We start from the raw sequence: 18,513 nt of genomic DNA, 5'->3' as shown, positions 1-18,513 counted from the left end.
GCCCGCGGAGTCCAGATCCTGCGCAGTCATCGACCTTTCTCCTTCGCGAATAACGCATCCAGCTTGGCTTCGAAAGCGTGATAGTTCAGGACCTGGTAGAGCTCGTCCCGGGTCTGCATCGCCGAAAGCATCCCGGCCTGGGTACCCTCGCGCCGCAGCATCTCGTAGACGCCCTGCGAGGCCTTCGCCGCCGCACGAAACGCGGACAAGGGGTACAGGGCGATCGCCACGCCGGCGGAGCGCAGCTCCTCCACCGTGTAGAGGGGCGTGCGGCCGAACTCGGTGATGTTGGCGAGGATGGGCACTTTCACCGCCTCGGCGAAGCGGCGATACTGGCCGAGCTCCGTCACCGCTTCGGGAAAGATCATGTCCGCCCCCGCTGCCACGAAGGCGCAGGCGCGCTCGATGGCGGCCTCCAACCCCTCCACCGCCAGGGCATCGGTGCGGGCCATGATGACGAACTGGGGATCGGTGCGGGCGTCCACTGCCGCCTTGATCCGGTCCACCATTTCCTCCACCGAAACGATTTCCTTGCCGGGCCGGTGGCCGCAGCGCTTGGCCTGCACCTGGTCCTCGATGTGGCAGGCCGCTGCGCCGAACTTGACGAGGGATTTCACCGTCCGGGCGATGTTGAACGCGCTGCCGAATCCCGTATCGGCGTCCACCAGCAGGGGTAGCGGGCAGGCATCGGTGATGCGGCGCACATCGGTGAGCACGTCGTCCAGGGTGCTGATCCCCAGGTCCGGCAGCCCTAGAGAAGCGGCGGCGACGCCGCCCCCGGACAGATAGATGGCGCGATAGCCCGCCCGTTGCGCCAGTAAAGCGGAATAGGCGTTGATGGCGCCCACCACCTGCAGGGGCTGTTCCGTCTCTAAAGCGGCCCGGAAGCGGGCGCCCGCCGAAGTCAGGTTGTTCATCAAGTCCTCGTTTTAGTGAATTGATTTTATGAAAATGATACCGGTGAAACGCCCTGCGTACGGCCTGATCGACCGGCCTTCTCTCTGGCAAGGGGCGTACCACCTTCGGCACAACCTAAGGTCATACATTAAAAACTGTGGATAGTTGACTGTTAAAAAGAAAAACAAAAAAGAGCGCATCGCCCTCAGCAGCGCCTGCCGGCGCAATAGGGGTTCCAAGAAGGTTTCACTTCTGGAACGACTCTATTGCATGATTAGGACGTCCAAGCTACCCTCGGGCTCATCCCTTTCGATCCTCGTTCTTGCCCCAAACGTCCCGGCCCCGGGAGGACACGATGGATTTCGCCCCCTTGCCCCCCATCCCGAAGCCCCGCATCTGCGCCATCGGCTCCAGCTTCGTGCGCCTGCTGCCTCCGATTCTTTCTGACTACGAGCTTCAAGCGGAGGTGCGCATCGTCAACCAGGTGTTCGCCGAGGCGCTGGCTAGCGCCCGAAGCCTCATCCAGGCGGGCGAGGTGGACGCGTTCATCTCGGCAGGGGCGAGCGGCGCCTACCTGCGCAGCCGGTTGGAGATGCCGGTGGTCCTGCTTCAGGTCACCGGCTTCGACATCCTCCACGCCTTGCGGAAGGCCCGGGAAGTCTCCCAGCGCATCGCCATCTTCAGCTTCCAGGCGATCCGGGCCGAGCTGGAGGAGGTGAAGGAACTGCTCAACCTGGACATCGAGCAGTGCTACTACACCACTTCCCAGGATGCCCGGGAGCGGGTGAGGGCTTTGGCCGCCAGAGGCTTTCAGGTCATCGTGGGCTCCAGCATGATCACCCGGCTGGCTGAGGAGCAGGGGCTCGCGGGCGTGTTTCTTTACTCCACCCATTCCGCCCGCAAGGCCTTGGAAGACGCGATCGAGATCGCCCGCCTGCAACGCCTCCAGGAAGCCCAGCGGGAATGGCTGAACGGCATTCTGCGGCACCTGCACGAAGGGGTGATCGCCGTGGACATGCAAGGTCGGATCCAGTCGGTCAACCCGGCGATGGAACGGCTGCTAGGGCTCGAGGCGGGGGCGGCCCTGGGCAGACCGGTGCAGGAGGTTGCCCCCGGGCTGGGGCTGGAGCGCACCCTCCAGGGGGGCATGAGCGAGCTGGAGCGCATCCAGCGCATCGGCAACCGCACCGTGGTCACCCATTGCATCCCCATCCGCGCCCACGGCACCCAGACCGGGGCGGTGCTCACCTGCCAGGACTCCAGCGCCATCCAGCGGGTGGACCGCAGCCTCCGTGCCCAGCATCGGCCCCGCAAGTTCGTGGCCAAATACGAGCTGGACCGGATCGTGGGCATCTCCCCCGCCCTCGTCCAAGCGAAGCGTCTCGCCGCCCAGTACGCCAGAACCGATGCCACCGTCCTGATCACGGGAGAGAGCGGCACGGGCAAGGAGCTGCTGGCCCAGGGCATCCACAACGCAAGCCCCCGCCGGCACCATCCCTTCGTCCCCATCAACTGCGCCGCTTTCCCCGAAACTCTGCTCGAGAGCGAGCTGTTCGGCTACGAGGAAGGCGCCTTCACCGGCTCGCGCCGGGGCGGGAAGATCGGGCTGATCGAATCCGCCCATACCGGTACCCTTTTTCTGGACGAGGTGGGGGAGATGCCCCTGACCCTCCAGGCCAAGCTGCTGCGGGTGCTCCAGGAGCGGGAGGTGTTGCGCCTCGGGGCCAACGACCCGACCCCCGTGGACGTGCGGGTCGTGGCCGCCACCAACCGGGACCTGGGGGCGGCGGTGGCGGCGGGCCGCTTCCGGGCCGACCTGTACTACCGCTTGAACATCCTGCACTTGCACCTGCCGCCCTTGCGGGAGCGCCCGGAGGACGTGCCGGTCCTCGCCGCCCATCTGCTGGAGGAGGCTTCTGCGCGGCTTCGGGCGCCTCGGCTCGCCGGCGACCTCTTCCAGGCACTGCTCGGGCCTTTCAAGCGCTATCCCTGGCCGGGAAACGTGCGGGAGATGGAAAACGTGATCGAGCGCTTGGCGGTGCTCTTCACCCATGAAGGGACCCTGGATGCCGCGGGGCTTGCCCGGGTGGCGCCCGAGCTGTTCGCCCCGGACCGAGAATCCTTCCCTACAGAGCGTACCGAGCAGGACGTCGCCCTGCGCTCCCTCCAGCGGGCCCACGAATTGGCCCACATCCACCGGGTCCTGGGAGAGTGCGGGGGAAACCTCACCCGGGCCTCCGCGCGCCTGGGAGTGAGCCGCACCACCCTATGGCGCAAGCTGAAGGCCGGCGGCCTGGGGCAAGGACGAACGAGCGAGCCCCAGAGAGAAAGCTCTTAAAACGCAAAGGACGCGGAGGGCGCAAAAGAAAGGGGGGTCTTTTTCCGTCGAAGTTGTCGCACCCTGCGCGCGCTCCGCGGTGAAAATTTTTTCTTTGTTACCGGTACCGGGCGGTCAGCGCCGGATGGGCTGGGCCAGATACTCCCGGGTCTGCATCTCCAGCAGGCGGCTCGCCGTGCGGCGGAACTCCTGGCTGTTCACCCCTTCCACATAGAGCTGCTCCGGCGCAACCTCCGCCGAGACGATCAGCTTGACCCGGCGGTCGTAGAACACGTCCACCAGCCAGGTCAGGCGCCGGGCCTCGTTGGCCATAGCGGGCGGCATGCGCGGCACGTTGGACAGTAGTACCGTGTGGAAGCGCATGGCGAGATCCAGGTAATCGGCCTGGGACCGGGGCGAGCCGCACAGGACCGGGAAATCGAACCACACCACGCCGCCGGCGCGGCGGCGATAGGGGATCCGGCGCCCCTCCACGTCCAGGGAATGGTGCTCGTCTTCCACGTCCTTGAGCCGCTCAAAATCCTCGGCGAGGAGCGCCTCCGCTTCGGGACCGAGGGGATGGACGTAGGTCCTGACCCGCCCCAAGGCGAGCTGCCGGTAATCCACCGCCCCGTCCAGGGCGATCACGTCGAGCCGCTCCTTGATGTGCTGGATAGCAGGCAGGAAGCTTTCCCGCCGCAATCCGTTCTGGTAGAGCTCGTCGGGATGGGCGTTGGAGGTCATGCAGAACACCACGCCCCGTGCCGTGAGGGCCGGCAGCAGCCGCCCCAGGATCATGGCGTCGGCGATGTCGCTCACGTGGAACTCGTCGAAGCAGATGAGCCGGTAGCGCTTGGCCAGCCGCTGGGCCAGGGCCGCCAACGGGTCCGGCTGCCCTTTCAGCGTCTCCAGCTCCCGGTGCACTTCCCGCATGAAATGGTGGAAATGGACCCGGCGCTTGCGCGTGAGGGGCAGCACCGCGTAGAAGCTGTCCATGAGGAAGCTCTTGCCGCGGCCCACGTCGCCCCAGAGATAGGCGCCCCGGGGCAGAGGGGGATGGATCAGCAGCCGGCGCAGCCGGGTGCTGCGACGCGCCTTATAGGCCACCCATTCCTCATAGAGCTTCTGCAGGTGCTCCACCGCCCGGAGCTGGGCGGGATCGGCGACGAAGCCGCGGCGCGCCAGGGACTGCCGGTAGAGGGTACGCAGGTCCATGCCCGGAGCCCCGGCCGGGTCCAAGGCGCTTTCCTCCAGGGGCTCGAGGGCGCGATCCCGCATGCGGGACGACTACATGTTGAGCGCGCGCTTGTCCACCGCCAGGGCCGCCTCCCGCACCACTTCCGACAGGGACGGATGGGGATGGCAGATGCGGGCGATATCCTCCGCGCTGGCGGAGAACTCCAACGCCATGACCGCTTCGCTGATCAGCTCCGAGGCGTGGGTCCCCACGATGTGCACGCCCAGCACCCGGTCGGTTTGCCCATGGGCCAAGATTTTCACGAACCCGGCCGGCTCCCCCTGCCCCAGCGCCCGGCCGTTGATGGAGAAAGGGAAGCGGCCGCTGCGGTACTTTACCCCTTCCTGCTTGAGCTGCTGCTCGGTCTTGCCCACCCAGGCGATCTCAGGAGCGGTGTAGATCACCCAGGGAATGGCGTCATAGTTCACATGCCCGGCCTGGCCGGCGATGCGCTCGGCCACCATCACTCCCTCGTCCTCGGCCTTGTGGGCCAGCATGGGTCCGCGTACCACGTCGCCGATGGCGTAAACGTTGGGCACCCGGGTGCGGCAGTGCTCGTCCACCTCGATGAAGCCCCGGGCATCGGTGGAAAGCCCGATCGCCTCCAGCCCCAGGCCGTCCGTATTGGGCACCCGGCCCACGGACACGATGAGCCGGTCGACGCCGAGGGATTGCCGGCCCTTGTCGTCCTCGTACTCCACCACCACGGTCCTGCCGTTGCGCTGCACTTCCAGTATTTTCACCCCCAACCGGATGTCCAGCCCCTGCTCCCGGGTGAAGAGCTTCCACGCCTCCTTGGACACCGCCTCGTCCGCCGCCGGGAGGAATTCGGGCAGCGCCTCCAGTAGGGTTACCTGGGCTCCTAACCGGCGCCACACGCTGCCCAGCTCCAAGCCGATCACGCCGGCCCCGATGACCCCGAGCCGCTTGGGGACCGAATCGAAGCTCAAGGCCCCTTCGTTGTCGGCGATGACCTCCTGGTCCACTTCGACCCCCGGGAGATGCCGGGCCTTGGAGCCCGTGGCGACGATCACGTGTCGCGCCTCCACGGTCTGGACGCCATCTTCCCCCGTCACTTCCACCCGGATGGGATTGCCGCCCGAGACGAAGCGCCCATGCCCCTGGAGCCACTCGATCTTGTTTTTCTTGAACAGGGTGGCGATGCCTCCCGTCATCTTCCCCACGATCCGGTCCTTGCGCGCGAGCATCTTGGCGAGATCCACCGTTACCCGCTCCGCCGTGATGCCGTGCTCGGCGAACTTGTGCAGCACCCGCTCGTAGTTCTCGGAAGACTCCAGAAGCGCCTTGGACGGGATGCAGCCTACGTTGAGGCAGGTGCCTCCCAGGGCGGGCTCCCCCCTCGGCGTCCTCCACCGCTCGATGCAGCCCACGGAGAAGCCCAGTTGGGCCGCCCGGATCGCCGCGATGTAGCCACCGGGCCCGGCACCGATCACCAGCACGTCAAAGTTCTTGGCCATGGTTGTTGTTTCTCCAGGTTGCGGAGTCGAAAACGCGAGGGGCCGCCGGTCCGTACCGGGGCCCCCGATCGATCCTCCGGCAAATGGCTGGCGGACCATTTGCCGCCGTCCCGTTCCCCTCTCCCCTGGGGAGAAGGCGAACGTCGTCAAGCACTTTTCAACCGAAGCCCTCCGCCATCCCGAGGCACCAGCACCGCCTTCACACCTCCAAGAGCAAGCGGGCCGGGTCCTCCAGCGCCTCCTTGATGGCCACCAGGGTCAGCACCGCTTCGCGGCCGTCGATCAGGCGGTGATCGTAGGAGAGGGCCAGATAGTTCATGGGGCGAATCGCGATCTGGCCGTTTTCCACCACCGGCCGGTCCTTGGTGGCATGGATGCCCAGGATGGCGCTCTGGGGCGGGTTGATGATCGGGGTGGATAGCATGGAGCCGAACACGCCGCCGTTGGAAATGGAAAAGGTCCCGCCCGTCAGCTCCTCGATGGAAAGCTTGCCCTCCTGGGCCCGCTTGCCGAAATCGGCGATGGTCTTCTCGATCTCGGCCAGCGAAAGCTGGTCGGCGTTACGGATGATGGGCACCACCAGTCCTCGGGGGCTCGCCACCGCGATCCCGATGTCGTAGTAGCCGTGATAGACGATGTCGTTTCCGTCGATGGAGGCGTTCACCACCGGGAATTTCTTGAGGGCGTATACGCAGGCTTTCACGAAAAACGACATGAAGCCCAGGCGCACCCCGTGTTCCTTTTCGAACTTGTCCTTATACCGGCTGCGCAGGTCCATCACCGCCTGCATGTTCACCTCGTTGAAGGTGGTGAGGATCGCCGCCGTGCGCTGGGACTGGACCAGGCGCTCGGCGACCCGCGCCCGCAGCCGCGACATGGGCACCCGCTGCTCGGGGCGCCCGGCGAGCAGCGCCTCCACGTTCACGGGCTCGGGCATGGCCGGCTTCGCCGCAGGCGCTGGAGAGGCCGCAGGCGCCGGCTCGGCGGGGCGGCCGGTGAAGCCCAGCACGTCCGCCTTGGTGACCCGGCCGCCGCGCCCGCTGCCCGGCACGTCCCGGGGCTGCAGGCCCCGCTCTTCGAGCAGCTTCTTCGCCGCCGGCATGGCCAGCGCCTCGGCTCGCCCACCGGCGACCGCCTGAGCCGCCCCAACCGCCTGGGCCGGGCTCGCCGCCTCGGCTTCCTCCGCTTTAGCAGGCGCCTCGGTTTTAAGAGGCGCCTGCGCCTTGGCGAGCGCCTCCGCCCTGCCGGCGGGGGGCTTCGCCTCGGTGTCGATGGTGGCGATTACCTCGCCGCTCACCACCTTGTCGCCGTCCTTCTTCAGGACCTGGGTGAGGACGCCGGCCTCGGGGGCGGGTAGCTCCAGCACCACCTTGTCCGTCTCGATGTCGATCAGGTTCTCGTCCCGCTGCACGTACTCGCCCGGCTTCTTGTGCCACGCGAGCAGCGTCCCCTCGGACACCGACTCGGAAAAGGTTGGAACCTTGACTTCGATCAGCATGTCGTTCTCCGCTTTCTCCTTGCACTCATGTCCGCGGGCGCGGTGCGCCGCCCGTCCCCGGGCCGCCCGTTCAATCCAGCTCGAACTTGTCCCGGAACGCTGCGTCGATCACGGCCTTCTGCTGGGCCACGTGCAGCGACAGGTACCCGACCGCCGGCGACGCCGACGAGGGCCGCAGGGCGTAGGACAGCCTCTGGTCGGGGCGCATGTGGCGTTCGATGTAGTGCTGGATGCGGTGCCATGCACCCTGGTTGCCCGGCTCCTCCTGGCACCACAGGATCTCCTTGGCCTTGGCGTAGCGCTTGATCTCGGCCTTGAAATCGTCGTGGGGGAAGGGATAGAGCTGGGCGATGCGCACGATCGCCATGTCCTTGATGCCCCGCTCCCGCCGGGCGGCCAGGAGGTCGTAGTAGATCTTGCCGCTGCAGAAGATCACCCGGCGGACCTTCTTGGGATCGATTTCCGGATCGGTTTCCGGGTTGACCGGCTTGAACCCGGTGCCGGGTCCCAGCTCCTCCAGGGTCGAGACCGATTCCTTGTGCCGCAGCATGCTCTTCGGAGTGAAGACGACGAGGGGTTTGCGGTACGGGCGGATCATCTGGCGGCGCAGCAGGTGGAACATCTGGGCCGGGGTCGAAGGAACGCACACCTGCATGTTGTACTCGGCGCAAAGCTGCAGGTAGCGCTCGAGCCGCGCCGAGGAGTGCTCCGGCCCCTGGCCCTCGTAGCCGTGGGGCAGGAACATCACCAGCCCGCAAATGCGGCCCCACTTGGCCTCCCCCGCCGCGATGAACTGGTCGATCACCACCTGGGCGCCGTTGGCGAAATCGCCGAACTGGGCCTCCCAGATGACCAGCTCGTTGGGCTCCGCGGTGGCGTAGCCGTATTCGAAGCCGAGCACCGCCTCCTCCGACAGGGGCGAATCGATCACCAGGAAGTCGGGTTGGCCTTCCTTGATGTGCTGCAGCGGTATGTAGGTGCCGGCGTCCCAGCGCTCCCGGTTCTGGTCGTGGAGCACCGCGTGGCGGTGGAAAAAGGTGCCGCGGCCCGAGTCCTGGCCGCTGATGCGCACCGGGTAGCCCTCGTCCAGGAGCGCGGCGTAGGCCAGGGTCTCCGCCATGCCCCAGTCCAGGGGAAGCTTCCCCTGTCCCATGAGCCGCCGGTCCTCCAGCACCTTCTCCACCCGCGGGTGCAGCTTGAAGCCCGGCGGCACCGTGGTCACCCGCTCCGCCAGCCACTTCAGGCGCTCCAAGGGCACGCCGGTTTCCGCGGGCTCGGTCCACTTGCGGTTCATGAAGTGGCCCCAGTTGACCGTATAGGGCGGCTTGTAGTTAGAGAGGATGGTCTTGTTGGTGTGGTAGCCCTTGTCCAGGGCGTCCCGGTAGGTCCTGGCCATCTCCTCCGCCTCCTCGGGGCGCAGCACGCCCTCGGCGGCCAGCTTGTCGGCGTAGAGCCTGCGGGTCCCGGGATGCTGGTGGACCTTCTTGTACATGAGGGGCTGGGTGACCATCGGCTCATCCTGCTCGTTGTGCCCGTGGCGGCGGAAGCACACGAGATCGATGATCACGTCCTTCTTGAACTCGAAGCGGAAGTCGAGGGCCAGCCGGGTCACGAACAGCACCGCCTCCGGGTCGTCCGCGTTCACGTGGAAAATGGGCGCCTCCACCATCTTCGCCACGTCGGTGCAATAGAGGGTGGAGCGCACGTCGCGGGGATCGGAGGTGGTGAAGCCGATCTGGTTGTTCACCACGATGTGCACCGTGCCGCCGGTGCCGTAGCCCCGGGTCTGGGACAGGTTCAGGGTTTCCATAACCACCCCCTGCCCGGCGAAAGCGGCGTCGCCGTGGATCAGTACCGGCAGCACCTGGGAGCCGTCCCGGTCCTTGCGCCGGTGCTGGCGCGCCCGCACCGATCCCTCCACCACCGGGTTCACGATCTCCAGATGGGAAGGGTTGAACGCCAGGGTCACGTGCATCGGGCCCCCGGGAGTGGAGATGTCCGAGGAGAAACCCATGTGGTACTTCACGTCCCCCGAGAGCACCGAGGGGTCGTGCTTGCCCTCGAACTCGGCGAACAGGTCCTTGGGCATCTTGCCCAGGGTGTTGACCAGCACGTTGAGCCGCCCGCGGTGGGCCATCCCGATCACCGTCTCCTTGACCCCCTTGGCGCCAGCCTGCTGCAGCAGGTCGTCCAGCAAGGGGATCAGGGTCTCCCCTCCCTCCAGGGAGAAGCGCTTCTGGCCCACGTAGCGAGTGTGGAGGTACTTCTCCAGCCCTTCGGCCGCGGTCAGCCGCTCCAGGATGTGGCGCTTCAACTCCGGGCCGTAGCCCGGGCGCGCCCGCACCGGCTCGACGCGCGCCTGGATCCAGCGCTTCTGGGACGTGTCGTTGATGTACATGTATTCGAAACCGATGGTGCGGCAGTAGGTTTCCCGCACCGCCTGCAGGATCTCCCTGAGGGGCGCCTGGTCCAGCCCCATCAGGGAGCCGGTGTCGAACACCGTCTCCATGTCCGCCTCGCTGAAGCCATAGTGGGCGGGGTCCAGCTCCGGGATGTAGGGCTTCTCCTGGCGCTTCAGGGGATCGATGTTGGCGTGCCGCAGACCCAGGAAGCGATGGGCGTTGATGAGCTGCAGCACCTTAGCCTGCTTGCGCTCCAGCTCGGCGAGCCTGAGCTGGATGGCCTGGACAGGCGCCGTCGGGCGGCGCTTCCCCAGCTCGATGAAGGATTCGATCACCGGCCGGTGGGGCACGTCCCGCTGCGCCGGGCCGGGCTGCCGGGCGAGGGAGTCGAAATAGGAGCGCCACTCCCCCGGCACCGCCTCCGGGTCTTCCAGGTACTTCTCGTATAGGGACTCGATGAACGGCGCGTTGGCGCCGAACAGATACGAGTTTCCGAGCATCTCTTTGAACATTGGCCTCTCCTCTGGTCGCCCGCCTTGGACCGCGCCTCAACCGCGCCGCTCGATGGGGACCACGTCACGCTGGGTCGCCCCCGTATAGAGCTGCCGGGGGCGGCCGATCTTCTGCTCCGGGTCGGAGATCATCTCGTTCCACTGGGCGATCCAACCCACGGTGCGGGCCATGGCGAAAATCGCGGTGAACAGGCGGGTCGGTATCCCGAGGGCGCTCTGCACGATGCCGGAGTAGAAATCCACGTTCGGGTAAAGCTTGCGCTCCACGAAATACTCGTCTTCCAGGGCGATTCTCTCCAGCGCCATGGCGAGCTTGAACAGCTTGTGATCGTGCAGCCCCAGCTCGTTCAGCACCTCGTGGCAGGTCTCCCGCATGAGCTTGGCCCGGGGATCGTAGTTTTTGTACACGCGATGGCCGAATCCCATGAGCTTGAACGGGTCGTTCTTGTCCTTGGCCCGCTTGATGTACTCGCCGATGCGCGACACGTCGCCGATCTCTTCCAGCATGTGAAGCACCGCCTCGTTGGCGCCCCCGTGGGCTGGGCCCCACAGGCAGGCGATGCCGGCGGAAATGCAGGCGAAGGGGTTGGCGCCGCTGGAGCCCGCCAGGCGCACGGTGGAGGTGGAGGCGTTCTGCTCGTGGTCCGCGTGGAGGATGAGGATGCGGTCCAGGGCGCGCACCAGCACCGGGTTGGGATCGTAGCGCTCGCACGGCGTGGCGAACATCATGTGCATGAAGTTCGCCGTGTACTCCAGGTCGTTGCGCGGGTACATGAACGGCTGGCCCACGTTGTACTTGTACGCCATGGCGGTGATGGTGGGCAGCTTGGCGATCAGCCGGTGGGCCGAGATGTCCCGGTGGTACTGGTCGGAGATGTCCATGGCGTCGTGGTAGAACGCGGAGAGCGCCCCCACCACCCCCACCAGCACCGCCATGGGGTGGGCGTCGCGCCGGAAACCGTTGTAGAAGCGCGTCAACTGGTCGTGCACCATCGTGTGCTTCTTGATGATGCCGACGAACTCCTCCTTCTGCGCCCGGGTGGGCAGCTCGCCGTTGAGGATCAGGTAAGCCACCTCCAGGAAGTCGCACTGCACCGCGAGCTGCTCGATGGGGTAGCCCCGGTAGAGCAGGATTCCCTTGTCCCCGTCGATGTAGGTGATGGAGGAGCGGCAACTGGCGGTCGCCATAAATCCCGGGTCGTAGGTGAAGACCCCGCTCTTCGCGTAAAGCGCGCGGATGTCCACCACGTCGGGGCCCAGGGTCCCGGACAGGACCGGCAGATCTACCGCGGGCCTGCCGTCGTTGAAGGTGATCGTGGCTGTCTTGGTGCTCATGGATTCCTCCGGCTCTGTGGGTTTCCTGGGCGAGCTCTCGCGGGCGCGCCTGCCTTCAGAGCGATTGTAGCCTGCTCACGATGGGCTGCAGCCGTGCATCGCAACAAGGCCGCCGGCCGCTCACGAGATCCCAAAGCTCGTTGTCCGGATAATCGAGCAGCGCGGCGAAGCTTTGCAGCTCTTTCTCGCTCAACCGTTCGAGCTCGCGCTCGGCGAAGCGGGACAGGATCAGGTCCAGCTCCAGGAGCCCGCGCCGGCAGCGCCAGCGCAAACGGTTGAGCTCGCTCATACCGCGCGCCGGACCATCATTTCCTTGATCTTGCCGATCGCCCGGGTGGGGTTGAGCCCCTTGGGGCAGACGTCGACGCAGTTCATGATCGTGTGACAGCGGAACAGCCGGTAGGGATCCTCCAGGTTGTCCAGCCGCTCGTTGGTGGCCTGGTCCCGGCTGTCGGCGAGGAAGCGGTAGGCCTGCAGCAGCCCGGCCGGCCCCACGAACTTGTCCGGGTTCCACCAGAACGAGGGGCACGACGTGGAACAGCAAGCGCACAGGATGCACTCGTAGAGCCCATCCAGCTCCTTGCGCTCCTCCGGCGACTGCAGCCGCTCGGTCTCCGGCGGCGGGTCGTTGTTGATGAGGTAGGGCCGGATGGAGTGGTACTGCTTGAAAAACTGGCTCATGTCCACGATCAGGTCGCGGATCACCGGCAGCCCCGGAAGCGGCCGGATTCTCACCGGCTCCCGCAGGTCCTTGACCGGGGTGACGCAGGCGAGACCGTTGCGGCCGTTGATGTTCATGGCGTCGGAGCCGCACACCCCCTCCCGGCAGGAGCGGCGGAAGCTCAGGCTGTCGTCGATCGACTTGATCCGCACCAGGGCGTCCAGAAGCATCCGGTCGGTGGGCTCCAGCTCCACCTCGTAGTCCTGCATGTAGGGCTTCTCGTCCACGTCCGGGTTGTAGCGGTAGATGGAAAAACGCATCGGCGGCTCCTCGGGCGCTTTCGCTCAGTAGGTGCGGACCTTCAGCGGGAAGGTTTCCACCGTCAGCGGTTTCAGGTGCACAGGCTTGTAGTCCACGCGCCGGCCCTCCTTGAGGAACAGGCTGTGCTTGAGCCAGTGGTCGTCGTCCCGGTTCGGATAGTCTTCCCGGGCGTGGGCGCCGCGGCTTTCCTTGCGCGCCTCGGCGCAGATCATGGTGGCCACCGCCACCTCCACCAGGTTGTCCAGCTCCAGCGCCTCGACCCGGGCGGTGTTGAACGTCTTGCTCTTGTCGGAGATGAAGGTTCGCTGGGCTCGCTCCTCGATTTCCAGGACCTTTTGCACGCCCTCCCTCAGCAGATCGCCGAAGCGGAACACGCCGCAATGGTTCTGCATCACCTTCTGCAGCTCGGCCCGCACCTCCGGCACCGGCTCGCCGCCGGTGGCGGTTTCCAGCCGGGCCAGCCGGGCCAAGGCCGGGTCGGCAGCGCCTTTGGGCAAGTCCTTGTGGTGGGGGTTCTCACGGATGAACTGGATCATGGCGTCTCCCGCCGCCTTGCCGAAGACCACCAGGTCGAGCAGGGAGTTGGTGCCCAGGCGGTTCGCCCCGTGCACCGAAACGCAGGCGCACTCCCCGGCTGCGTACAGGCCCGGCACCACCTCCTCGGGGCCGGTCTTGAGGGGCGCCACCACTTCGCCGTGATAGTTGGTGGGGATGCCCCCCATCATGTAGTGGCAGGTGGGAACCACGGGGATCGGGTCCTTGATGGGGTCCACGTGGGCGAACTTGATGGCGATCTCCCGGATGCCGGGCAGCCGCGTCATGATCACTTCGGGCCCCAGGTGATCCAGCTTGAGGAGCACGTGATCGCCCTGGGGGCCGCAGCCCCGCCCCTCCTTGATCTCGGTGGCCATGGCCCGGGACACCACGTCCCGGCTGGCCAGGTCCTTGGCGTTGGGGGCGTAGCGCTCCATGAAGCGCTCCCCGTGCTTGTTGAGGAGGTAGCCCCCCTCCCCCCGGACCCCTTCGGTGATCAGCACCCCGGCACCGGCCACCCCGGTGGGGTGGAACTGCCAGAACTCCATGTCTTCCAGGGGAATGCCGGCCCGGGCGCACATCCCCAGGCCGTCTCCGGTGTTGATGAAGGCGTTGGTGCTGGACTGGAAGATGCGCCCGGCGCCGCCGGTGGCGAGCAGCGTCGCCTTGGCCTGCAGGATCATGGCCTCGCCCGTTTCCATCTCCAGCGCCACCACCCCCAGCACGTCCCCCTCCGGGTCGCGGATCAAGTCCAGGGCCATCCACTCCACCAGGAAAAGGGTGTTGGCCCGCACGTTGCGCTGGTACAGGGTGTGCAACATGGCGTGGCCGGTGCGGTCCGCGGCCGCGCAACTGCGCGCCGCCAGGGTCGCCCCGTAGTTCTGGGTGTGGCCGCCGAAGGGGCGCTGGTAGATCTTGCCGTTGGGCAGCCGGTCGAAGGGCATGCCGAAATGCTCCAGCTCGTAGATGGCCTCGTTGGCCTTGCGCGCCATGAACTCGATGGCGTCCTGATCCCCGAGGTAGTCCGACCCCTTCACGGTGTCGAACATGTGCCAGTGCCAGTTGTCCTCGGACACATTGGCCAAGGAGGCCGCGATCCCGCCCTGGGCCGCCACGGTGTGGGAGCGGGTCGGGAACACCTTGGACAGCACGGCCACCTTGAGGCCCGCTTCGGCGAGCTGCAGCGACGCGCGCATTCCGGCGCCGCCCGCCCCCACCACCACCGCGTCAAACCTGCGTACCGGAATCCCCACTCAAACGCTCCACAATACCTGCACCGTCCACACGGCGTAGAACACGAGGGAGAGCACCACGGCGACCTGCAGCGCGAGCCGCAAGCCGGTCGGGTGCACGTAGTCCATCAGGATGTCCCGCATCCCGACCCATGCATGCAGGAACAGGGAGAGGAAGAAGAGCAGCGTGGCGAAGCGCATCCACTGCTGGGCGAACAATGCCCTCCATCCCGCGTAATCGAGGGGCGGCGCAGCCACGAGCACCACGGCCAGCAACACAGTATAGACCGCCATGACCACGGCGGAGACCCGCTGTACCAGCCAGTCCCGCAGCCCGTAATGGGCGCCCACCACCACCCGCTTCACCATAGGGCCACCCCCAGGATCAAGGTGAGCGTCAGGCTCGCCGCCAGCACCGCCTTGGCGCTGGCGCGGGCCGACGCCAGGTCCACCCCGTAGTGCAGGTCGATGGCCAGGTAGCGGATGCCGGCGAAAAAGTGGTGCAGGAAGGCCCACAGGAGCCCGATCATCACCAGCTTGACCAGCCAGAAGTCGAGGCTGCGCCGCACCGCCTCGAATCCCTCCGCCGAGGCGAGGCTCGTCTGCAGGAAGAACAGGAAGACGGGAATGAAAAGGAAGAGAAGCGCGCCGCTCACCCGGTGCAGGATCGAGACGACGCCCGGGACAGGAAGCTTGATGCGCAGCAGGTCCAGGTACTTGGGGCGCTTTTTCGGGGACATGGAACAGGGCGTCAAGGGCGGCGGGATTCGGAACTCGACCGGCCCGCCCGGCGCAGCCCGGGTCGGGTCGACGGGAAAGACGACCGGCTCAACCTTGCTGCCATGGCCTGCTTATCATCCTCATGGAAGGGAATCGATGGGGTTCCGGCAGCCATATTTTAAGCTTTCTTGCGCGGCGCAGCAAAACCGCAGTCATGGTAATAAGTTATTGACTCTAAGAAATCTTGTTCATGTAATGGAAGGACTTTGTGTTGCACATCGTGCGACGCCATTCCACCGGTTTGTCGCCGAAGGTGTAGGCCACCCGCTCGATGCGCAGCAGGGGGGTGCCGGGGGGGATCCCGAGCAGCGTGGCCACTTCCGGCTCCGCCGCCACCGCCTTGATTTGCTCCGCCACCTGGAGGATGCGCACCCGGTAAGCCGACTCGAACATGCTGTAGAGTTTGCACTGGTACTGGTTGATCTTGGCCGCGGTGAGGCCCTTGAACAGGGCCGCGGGCAGTCGGACCTCCTCCCAGCACACGGGCTCCTCCCCCACCTTCATGAGCCGCGTGATGACCACCAGGGTCGCCCCGGCGGGGATTTCCAGGAGCCTCGCCGTGGACGGGTCGGCTTTCATCCGCCGGCAGTCGAGGAGCTCCCCCTTGGGATAGACCCGCTCCCCCTGGTCGGGGCTCAAGCGCAGGAAGTGGAACTGGCGCTTTTCTTCGGTATGGGAAGCGACGAAAGTGCCCTTGCCCTGCTGGCGAATCAACAGGTTCTCGTCCGCGAGCTCGTTGATCGCCTTGCGCACCGTACCCTGGCTCACGTTGAAGCGCGCAGCCAGTTCCGTTTCGCTGGGGATCGCCTCGCCCGGGCGCCACTCCCCCGAGATCAGGCTCTGGGTGATCAGGGTCTTGATCTGCTGGTACAGCGGCCGAAAGGCCGGCGCCGGGCTCCCGTCGCTCATGGTCTTCATTGTCCCACACTCGTCCGCGGGCCGTCCATTAAAACGCTATCTTTTATCATATATAAGACATGAATTGACAGCGGGCAACGGCGCTTCTTAAAATCCTCCACGCGCGAAGCCCGCAATAGCGCTTGCGCACGAGGCGGCGCGCCCCTCTCCTTCCTTCCAACCCTCTTGGCCTTGGAGCACGTTCCATGAAAGCCCCCATCCGCGTTGCCGTCACCGGCGCTGCCGGCCAAATCGGCTATAGCCTCCTGTTTCGCATCGCCAGCGGCGACATGCTGGGCAAGGACCAGCCGGTGATCCTGCAGCTTCTGGAAATCCCCCAGGCGGTGGGGGCGCTCAAGGGCGTGGTGATGGAGCTGGAGGACTGCGCCTTTCCCCTGCTCGCCGGCATCGTGGCCACGGACGATCCCCGCATCGCTTTCCGCGACGCCCAGATCGCCCTGCTGGTGGGCGCCCGGCCCCGCTCCAAGGGCATGGAGCGCAAGGATCTACTGGAAGCCAACGCCCAGATCTTCACCATCCAGGGACGAGCGCTGGACGAGGTGGCAAGCCGGGACGTAAAGGTGCTGGTGGTGGGCAACCCGGCCAACACCAACGCCCTGATCGCCATGAAGAGCGCCCCCGGACTCAAGCCCGAGCAGTTCACCGCCATGATGCGCCTCGATCACAACCGAGCCCTCTCCCAGGTGGCAGCCAAGATCGGCAAGCCCGTGGCGTCGATCCGCAAGATGGTGGTCTGGGGCAACCATTCGGCCACCCAGTATCCTGACCTGTTCCACGCCGAAGCGGACGGCCAGAAGGTGTGGCCCATGATCAACGACCAGGCCTGGCTGGAGAACGTCTTCATCCCCACGGTGCAGAAACGCGGCGCCGCCATCATCGAGGCGCGGGGGCTTTCCAGCGCCGCGAGCGCCGCCAACGCCGCCATCGACCACGTGCGCGACTGGGTGCTCGGCACCCGGGAGGGGGACTGGGTCACCATGGGCATTCCCGCCGACGGCAGCTACGGGATCCCCGAGGGCGTGGTCTACGGCTACCCGGTCACCTGCAAGGGGGGCAAGTACGCCATCGTTCAGGGCCTGCCCATCAGCGACTTCAGCCGCAGCCGCATGCAGGCCACCCTCCAGGAGCTGATGGAGGAGCGGGACGCGATCAAGCACCTCATCGCCTGAGCGCCGGGTCCCCGCCGCCGTGCCCACAGCGCTCCACCCGGACCAGGTCCTATTCCAGGGCGAGAAGCCCTTTCCCTTGCTGCCCGCCTGCGAGCACTACGCGGGCAGCGAGCGCTTCATCCTCAAGGCCCTGGCCCTCCAGCACCAGCTCGGCCCCCTGTTCGACGTGAGCTGCGACTGCGAGGACGGCGCCCCCGTGGGCCGGGAGCTGGAGCATGCCCGCATGGTCACCGAGCTGCTGAACGCCTCCGCCAACCAGTTCGGCCGCTGCGGCGTGCGCATTCACGGCCCCGCCCATCCCCATTGGCGCCAGGACCTGGAGGTGATCGTCGGCGGGGCAGGGCACCACATCGCCTACGTGACCCTGCCCAAGGTCCGGTCGGCCGCGCAAACGCGGGAGATGATCGAGTACCTGGAGCGCCGGGCCCGGGAGCGGGGGCTCGAGCACCCCATCCCTGTGCACGTGCTGATCGAGACCCACGGGGCGTTGCGGGACGCCTTCGCCATTGCCGCCTTGCCGGGCGTGGAAGCGCTGGACTTCGGTCTCCTGGATTTCGTGAGCGGCCATCACGGCGCCATCCCCGCCAGCGCCATGCGCAGCCCAGGCCAGTTCGAGCACCATCTCATCCGCCGCGCCAAGGCCGAGGTGGTGGCCGCGGCCCTCGCCCATGGGCGCGTCCCCTCCCATAATGTGACCCTGGACCTGGACAACCCCTACCAGGTCTACCAGGACGCCCGGCGCGCCCGCAGTGAATACGGGTTTCTGCGCATGTGGAGCATCCATCCGTCCCAGATCCAGCCCATCGTGGACGCGATGCGGCCGGAGCACGGGGAGATCGAGGCGGCGGCGGAGATCCTGCTGGCCGCGGAGCGCGCCGAGTGGGCCCCGATCCGCCACCGGGGCGAGCTGCACGACCGGGCGAGCTACCGTTATTACTGGTGCATCCTGCGCCAGGCGCGGGCCACCGGCGCGCGCCTTCCGCCGGAGGCGGAAGGCTGGTTCGCCGCGGCATGAGTCCATCCCTTGCGCCTGGCATGTCTTATATAAGATATAAGATATTTGACACCGCCAGCGGCGCGGCCCGATAATTGGACGCCGGCCCGCCGGCGGGGACCGATCCGCTAGGGACGACGCAACGTTGATTTGACTTCTCGGCGAAATCGTTTGGCTTGCGCAGGAGAAATCCCGATGAGTGGGGGAATGGAAGTGGAGGCGGTGGCA

General features: G+C 66.4%; 15 protein-coding genes. 3 read left to right on the top strand and 12 right to left on the bottom strand.

Annotation, left to right across the window (positions count from 1 at the left end; genetic code table 11):
* Positions 1 to 26 precede the first annotated feature (26 nt).
* Entirely contained in the window at positions 27 to 917 is an 891-nt protein-coding gene (gene prpB / locus ACTFO6_RS16830) for a methylisocitrate lyase (protein WP_439935601.1), read from the bottom strand.
* Positions 918 to 1,252: 335 nt separating this feature from the next.
* Between prpB and prpR the strand changes: the two genes are divergently transcribed.
* Positions 1,253 to 3,235: a propionate catabolism operon regulatory protein PrpR gene (prpR, locus tag ACTFO6_RS16825; protein WP_439935600.1), complete on the top strand. Its 1,983-nt coding sequence runs from the start codon at positions 1,253 to 1,255 to the stop codon at positions 3,233 to 3,235.
* Between the two features lie 114 nt (positions 3,236 to 3,349).
* Here the strand turns inward: prpR and zapE are convergent, their stop codons facing one another.
* The 11 genes from zapE to ACTFO6_RS16770 all read right to left on the bottom strand — a co-directional run bounded on the left by zapE (position 3,350) and on the right by ACTFO6_RS16770 (position 16,122).
* Positions 3,350 to 4,429: a cell division protein ZapE gene (zapE, locus tag ACTFO6_RS16820; protein ID WP_439935602.1), complete on the bottom strand. Its 1,080-nt coding sequence runs from the start codon at positions 4,427 to 4,429 to the stop codon at positions 3,350 to 3,352.
* Between the two features lie 72 nt (positions 4,430 to 4,501).
* Positions 4,502 to 5,929, bottom strand: coding sequence for a dihydrolipoyl dehydrogenase (gene lpdA, locus ACTFO6_RS16815; protein WP_439935599.1), 1,428 nt, complete (start codon positions 5,927 to 5,929; stop codon positions 4,502 to 4,504).
* A gap of 199 nt (positions 5,930 to 6,128) precedes the next feature.
* Positions 6,129 to 7,427 (bottom strand): 2-oxoglutarate dehydrogenase complex dihydrolipoyllysine-residue succinyltransferase, encoded by a 1,299-nt coding sequence (odhB, locus tag ACTFO6_RS16810; protein ID WP_439935598.1) that lies wholly within the window; start codon positions 7,425 to 7,427, stop codon positions 6,129 to 6,131.
* Positions 7,428 to 7,497: 70 nt separating this feature from the next.
* Complete coding sequence (locus tag ACTFO6_RS16805) at positions 7,498 to 10,341, bottom strand: 2-oxoglutarate dehydrogenase E1 component (protein WP_439935597.1); 2,844 nt, start codon at positions 10,339 to 10,341, stop codon at positions 7,498 to 7,500.
* Positions 10,342 to 10,377: 36 nt separating this feature from the next.
* Positions 10,378 to 11,676: a citrate synthase gene (gene gltA / locus ACTFO6_RS16800; protein ID WP_439935596.1), complete on the bottom strand. Its 1,299-nt coding sequence runs from the start codon at positions 11,674 to 11,676 to the stop codon at positions 10,378 to 10,380.
* 55 nt (positions 11,677 to 11,731) lie between these two features.
* Positions 11,732 to 11,965, bottom strand: a complete 234-nt coding sequence (locus tag ACTFO6_RS16795; protein ID WP_439935595.1) for a succinate dehydrogenase assembly factor 2 — start codon at positions 11,963 to 11,965, stop codon at positions 11,732 to 11,734.
* A complete protein-coding gene (locus tag ACTFO6_RS16790; protein WP_439935594.1) occupies positions 11,962 to 12,657 on the bottom strand; it encodes a succinate dehydrogenase iron-sulfur subunit in 696 nt (231 codons plus the stop codon). The genes ACTFO6_RS16795 and ACTFO6_RS16790 overlap by 4 nt, the downstream gene beginning before the upstream one ends.
* Before the next feature lie 24 nt (positions 12,658 to 12,681).
* Positions 12,682 to 14,445, bottom strand: a complete 1,764-nt coding sequence (gene sdhA / locus ACTFO6_RS16785) for a succinate dehydrogenase flavoprotein subunit (protein WP_439935593.1) — start codon at positions 14,443 to 14,445, stop codon at positions 12,682 to 12,684.
* Positions 14,446 to 14,793, bottom strand: coding sequence for a succinate dehydrogenase, hydrophobic membrane anchor protein (gene sdhD, locus ACTFO6_RS16780; RefSeq protein ID WP_439935592.1), 348 nt, complete (start codon positions 14,791 to 14,793; stop codon positions 14,446 to 14,448).
* A complete protein-coding gene (gene sdhC, locus ACTFO6_RS16775) occupies positions 14,787 to 15,164 on the bottom strand; it encodes a succinate dehydrogenase, cytochrome b556 subunit (RefSeq protein WP_439935591.1) in 378 nt (125 codons plus the stop codon). Before sdhC ends, sdhD begins: the two co-directional genes overlap by 7 nt.
* A 214-nt stretch (positions 15,165 to 15,378) precedes the next feature.
* Positions 15,379 to 16,122 (bottom strand): GntR family transcriptional regulator, encoded by a 744-nt coding sequence (locus ACTFO6_RS16770; RefSeq protein WP_439935590.1) that lies wholly within the window; start codon positions 16,120 to 16,122, stop codon positions 15,379 to 15,381.
* A gap of 185 nt (positions 16,123 to 16,307) precedes the next feature.
* On the opposite strand from ACTFO6_RS16770, the gene ACTFO6_RS16765 reads away from it, so the two are divergent.
* Positions 16,308 to 17,291, top strand: a complete 984-nt coding sequence (locus tag ACTFO6_RS16765; protein ID WP_439935589.1) for a malate dehydrogenase — start codon at positions 16,308 to 16,310, stop codon at positions 17,289 to 17,291.
* Positions 17,292 to 17,310: 19 nt separating this feature from the next.
* The gene (locus ACTFO6_RS16760) at positions 17,311 to 18,306 is read left to right on the top strand and encodes an HpcH/HpaI aldolase/citrate lyase family protein (protein ID WP_439935588.1); all 996 of its coding nucleotides are present in this window, start codon (positions 17,311 to 17,313) and stop codon (positions 18,304 to 18,306) included.
* Positions 18,307 to 18,513 lie beyond the last annotated feature (207 nt).

The sequence above is a fragment of the Pelomicrobium sp. G1 genome (assembly GCF_051905455.1).
Classification (GTDB): domain Bacteria; phylum Pseudomonadota; class Gammaproteobacteria; order Burkholderiales; family UBA6910; genus Pelomicrobium.
The sequence above is the reverse complement of the archived record's forward strand: the minus strand, read 5'-3'. Positions and strand labels throughout refer to the sequence as shown.

What these genes read in the sequence shown, in the direction of transcription:
- prpB (WP_439935601.1), bottom strand. Translation starts at nt 917, where the DNA reads ATGAACAACCTGACTTCGGCGGGCGCCCGCTTCCGGGCCGCTTTAGAG.
- prpR (WP_439935600.1), top strand. Translation starts at nt 1,253, where the DNA reads ATGGATTTCGCCCCCTTGCCCCCCATCCCGAAGCCCCGCATCTGCGCC.
- zapE (WP_439935602.1), bottom strand. Translation starts at nt 4,429, where the DNA reads ATGGACCTGCGTACCCTCTACCGGCAGTCCCTGGCGCGCCGCGGCTTC.
- lpdA (WP_439935599.1), bottom strand. Translation starts at nt 5,929, where the DNA reads ATGGCCAAGAACTTTGACGTGCTGGTGATCGGTGCCGGGCCCGGTGGC.
- odhB (WP_439935598.1), bottom strand. Translation starts at nt 7,427, where the DNA reads ATGCTGATCGAAGTCAAGGTTCCAACCTTTTCCGAGTCGGTGTCCGAG.
- ACTFO6_RS16805 (WP_439935597.1), bottom strand. Translation starts at nt 10,341, where the DNA reads ATGTTCAAAGAGATGCTCGGAAACTCGTATCTGTTCGGCGCCAACGCG.
- gltA (WP_439935596.1), bottom strand. Translation starts at nt 11,676, where the DNA reads ATGAGCACCAAGACAGCCACGATCACCTTCAACGACGGCAGGCCCGCG.
- ACTFO6_RS16795 (WP_439935595.1), bottom strand. Translation starts at nt 11,965, where the DNA reads ATGAGCGAGCTCAACCGTTTGCGCTGGCGCTGCCGGCGCGGGCTCCTG.
- ACTFO6_RS16790 (WP_439935594.1), bottom strand. Translation starts at nt 12,657, where the DNA reads ATGCGTTTTTCCATCTACCGCTACAACCCGGACGTGGACGAGAAGCCC.
- sdhD (WP_439935592.1), bottom strand. Translation starts at nt 14,793, where the DNA reads ATGGTGAAGCGGGTGGTGGTGGGCGCCCATTACGGGCTGCGGGACTGG.
- sdhC (WP_439935591.1), bottom strand. Translation starts at nt 15,164, where the DNA reads ATGTCCCCGAAAAAGCGCCCCAAGTACCTGGACCTGCTGCGCATCAAG.
- ACTFO6_RS16770 (WP_439935590.1), bottom strand. Translation starts at nt 16,122, where the DNA reads ATGAAGACCATGAGCGACGGGAGCCCGGCGCCGGCCTTTCGGCCGCTG.
- ACTFO6_RS16765 (WP_439935589.1), top strand. Translation starts at nt 16,308, where the DNA reads ATGAAAGCCCCCATCCGCGTTGCCGTCACCGGCGCTGCCGGCCAAATC.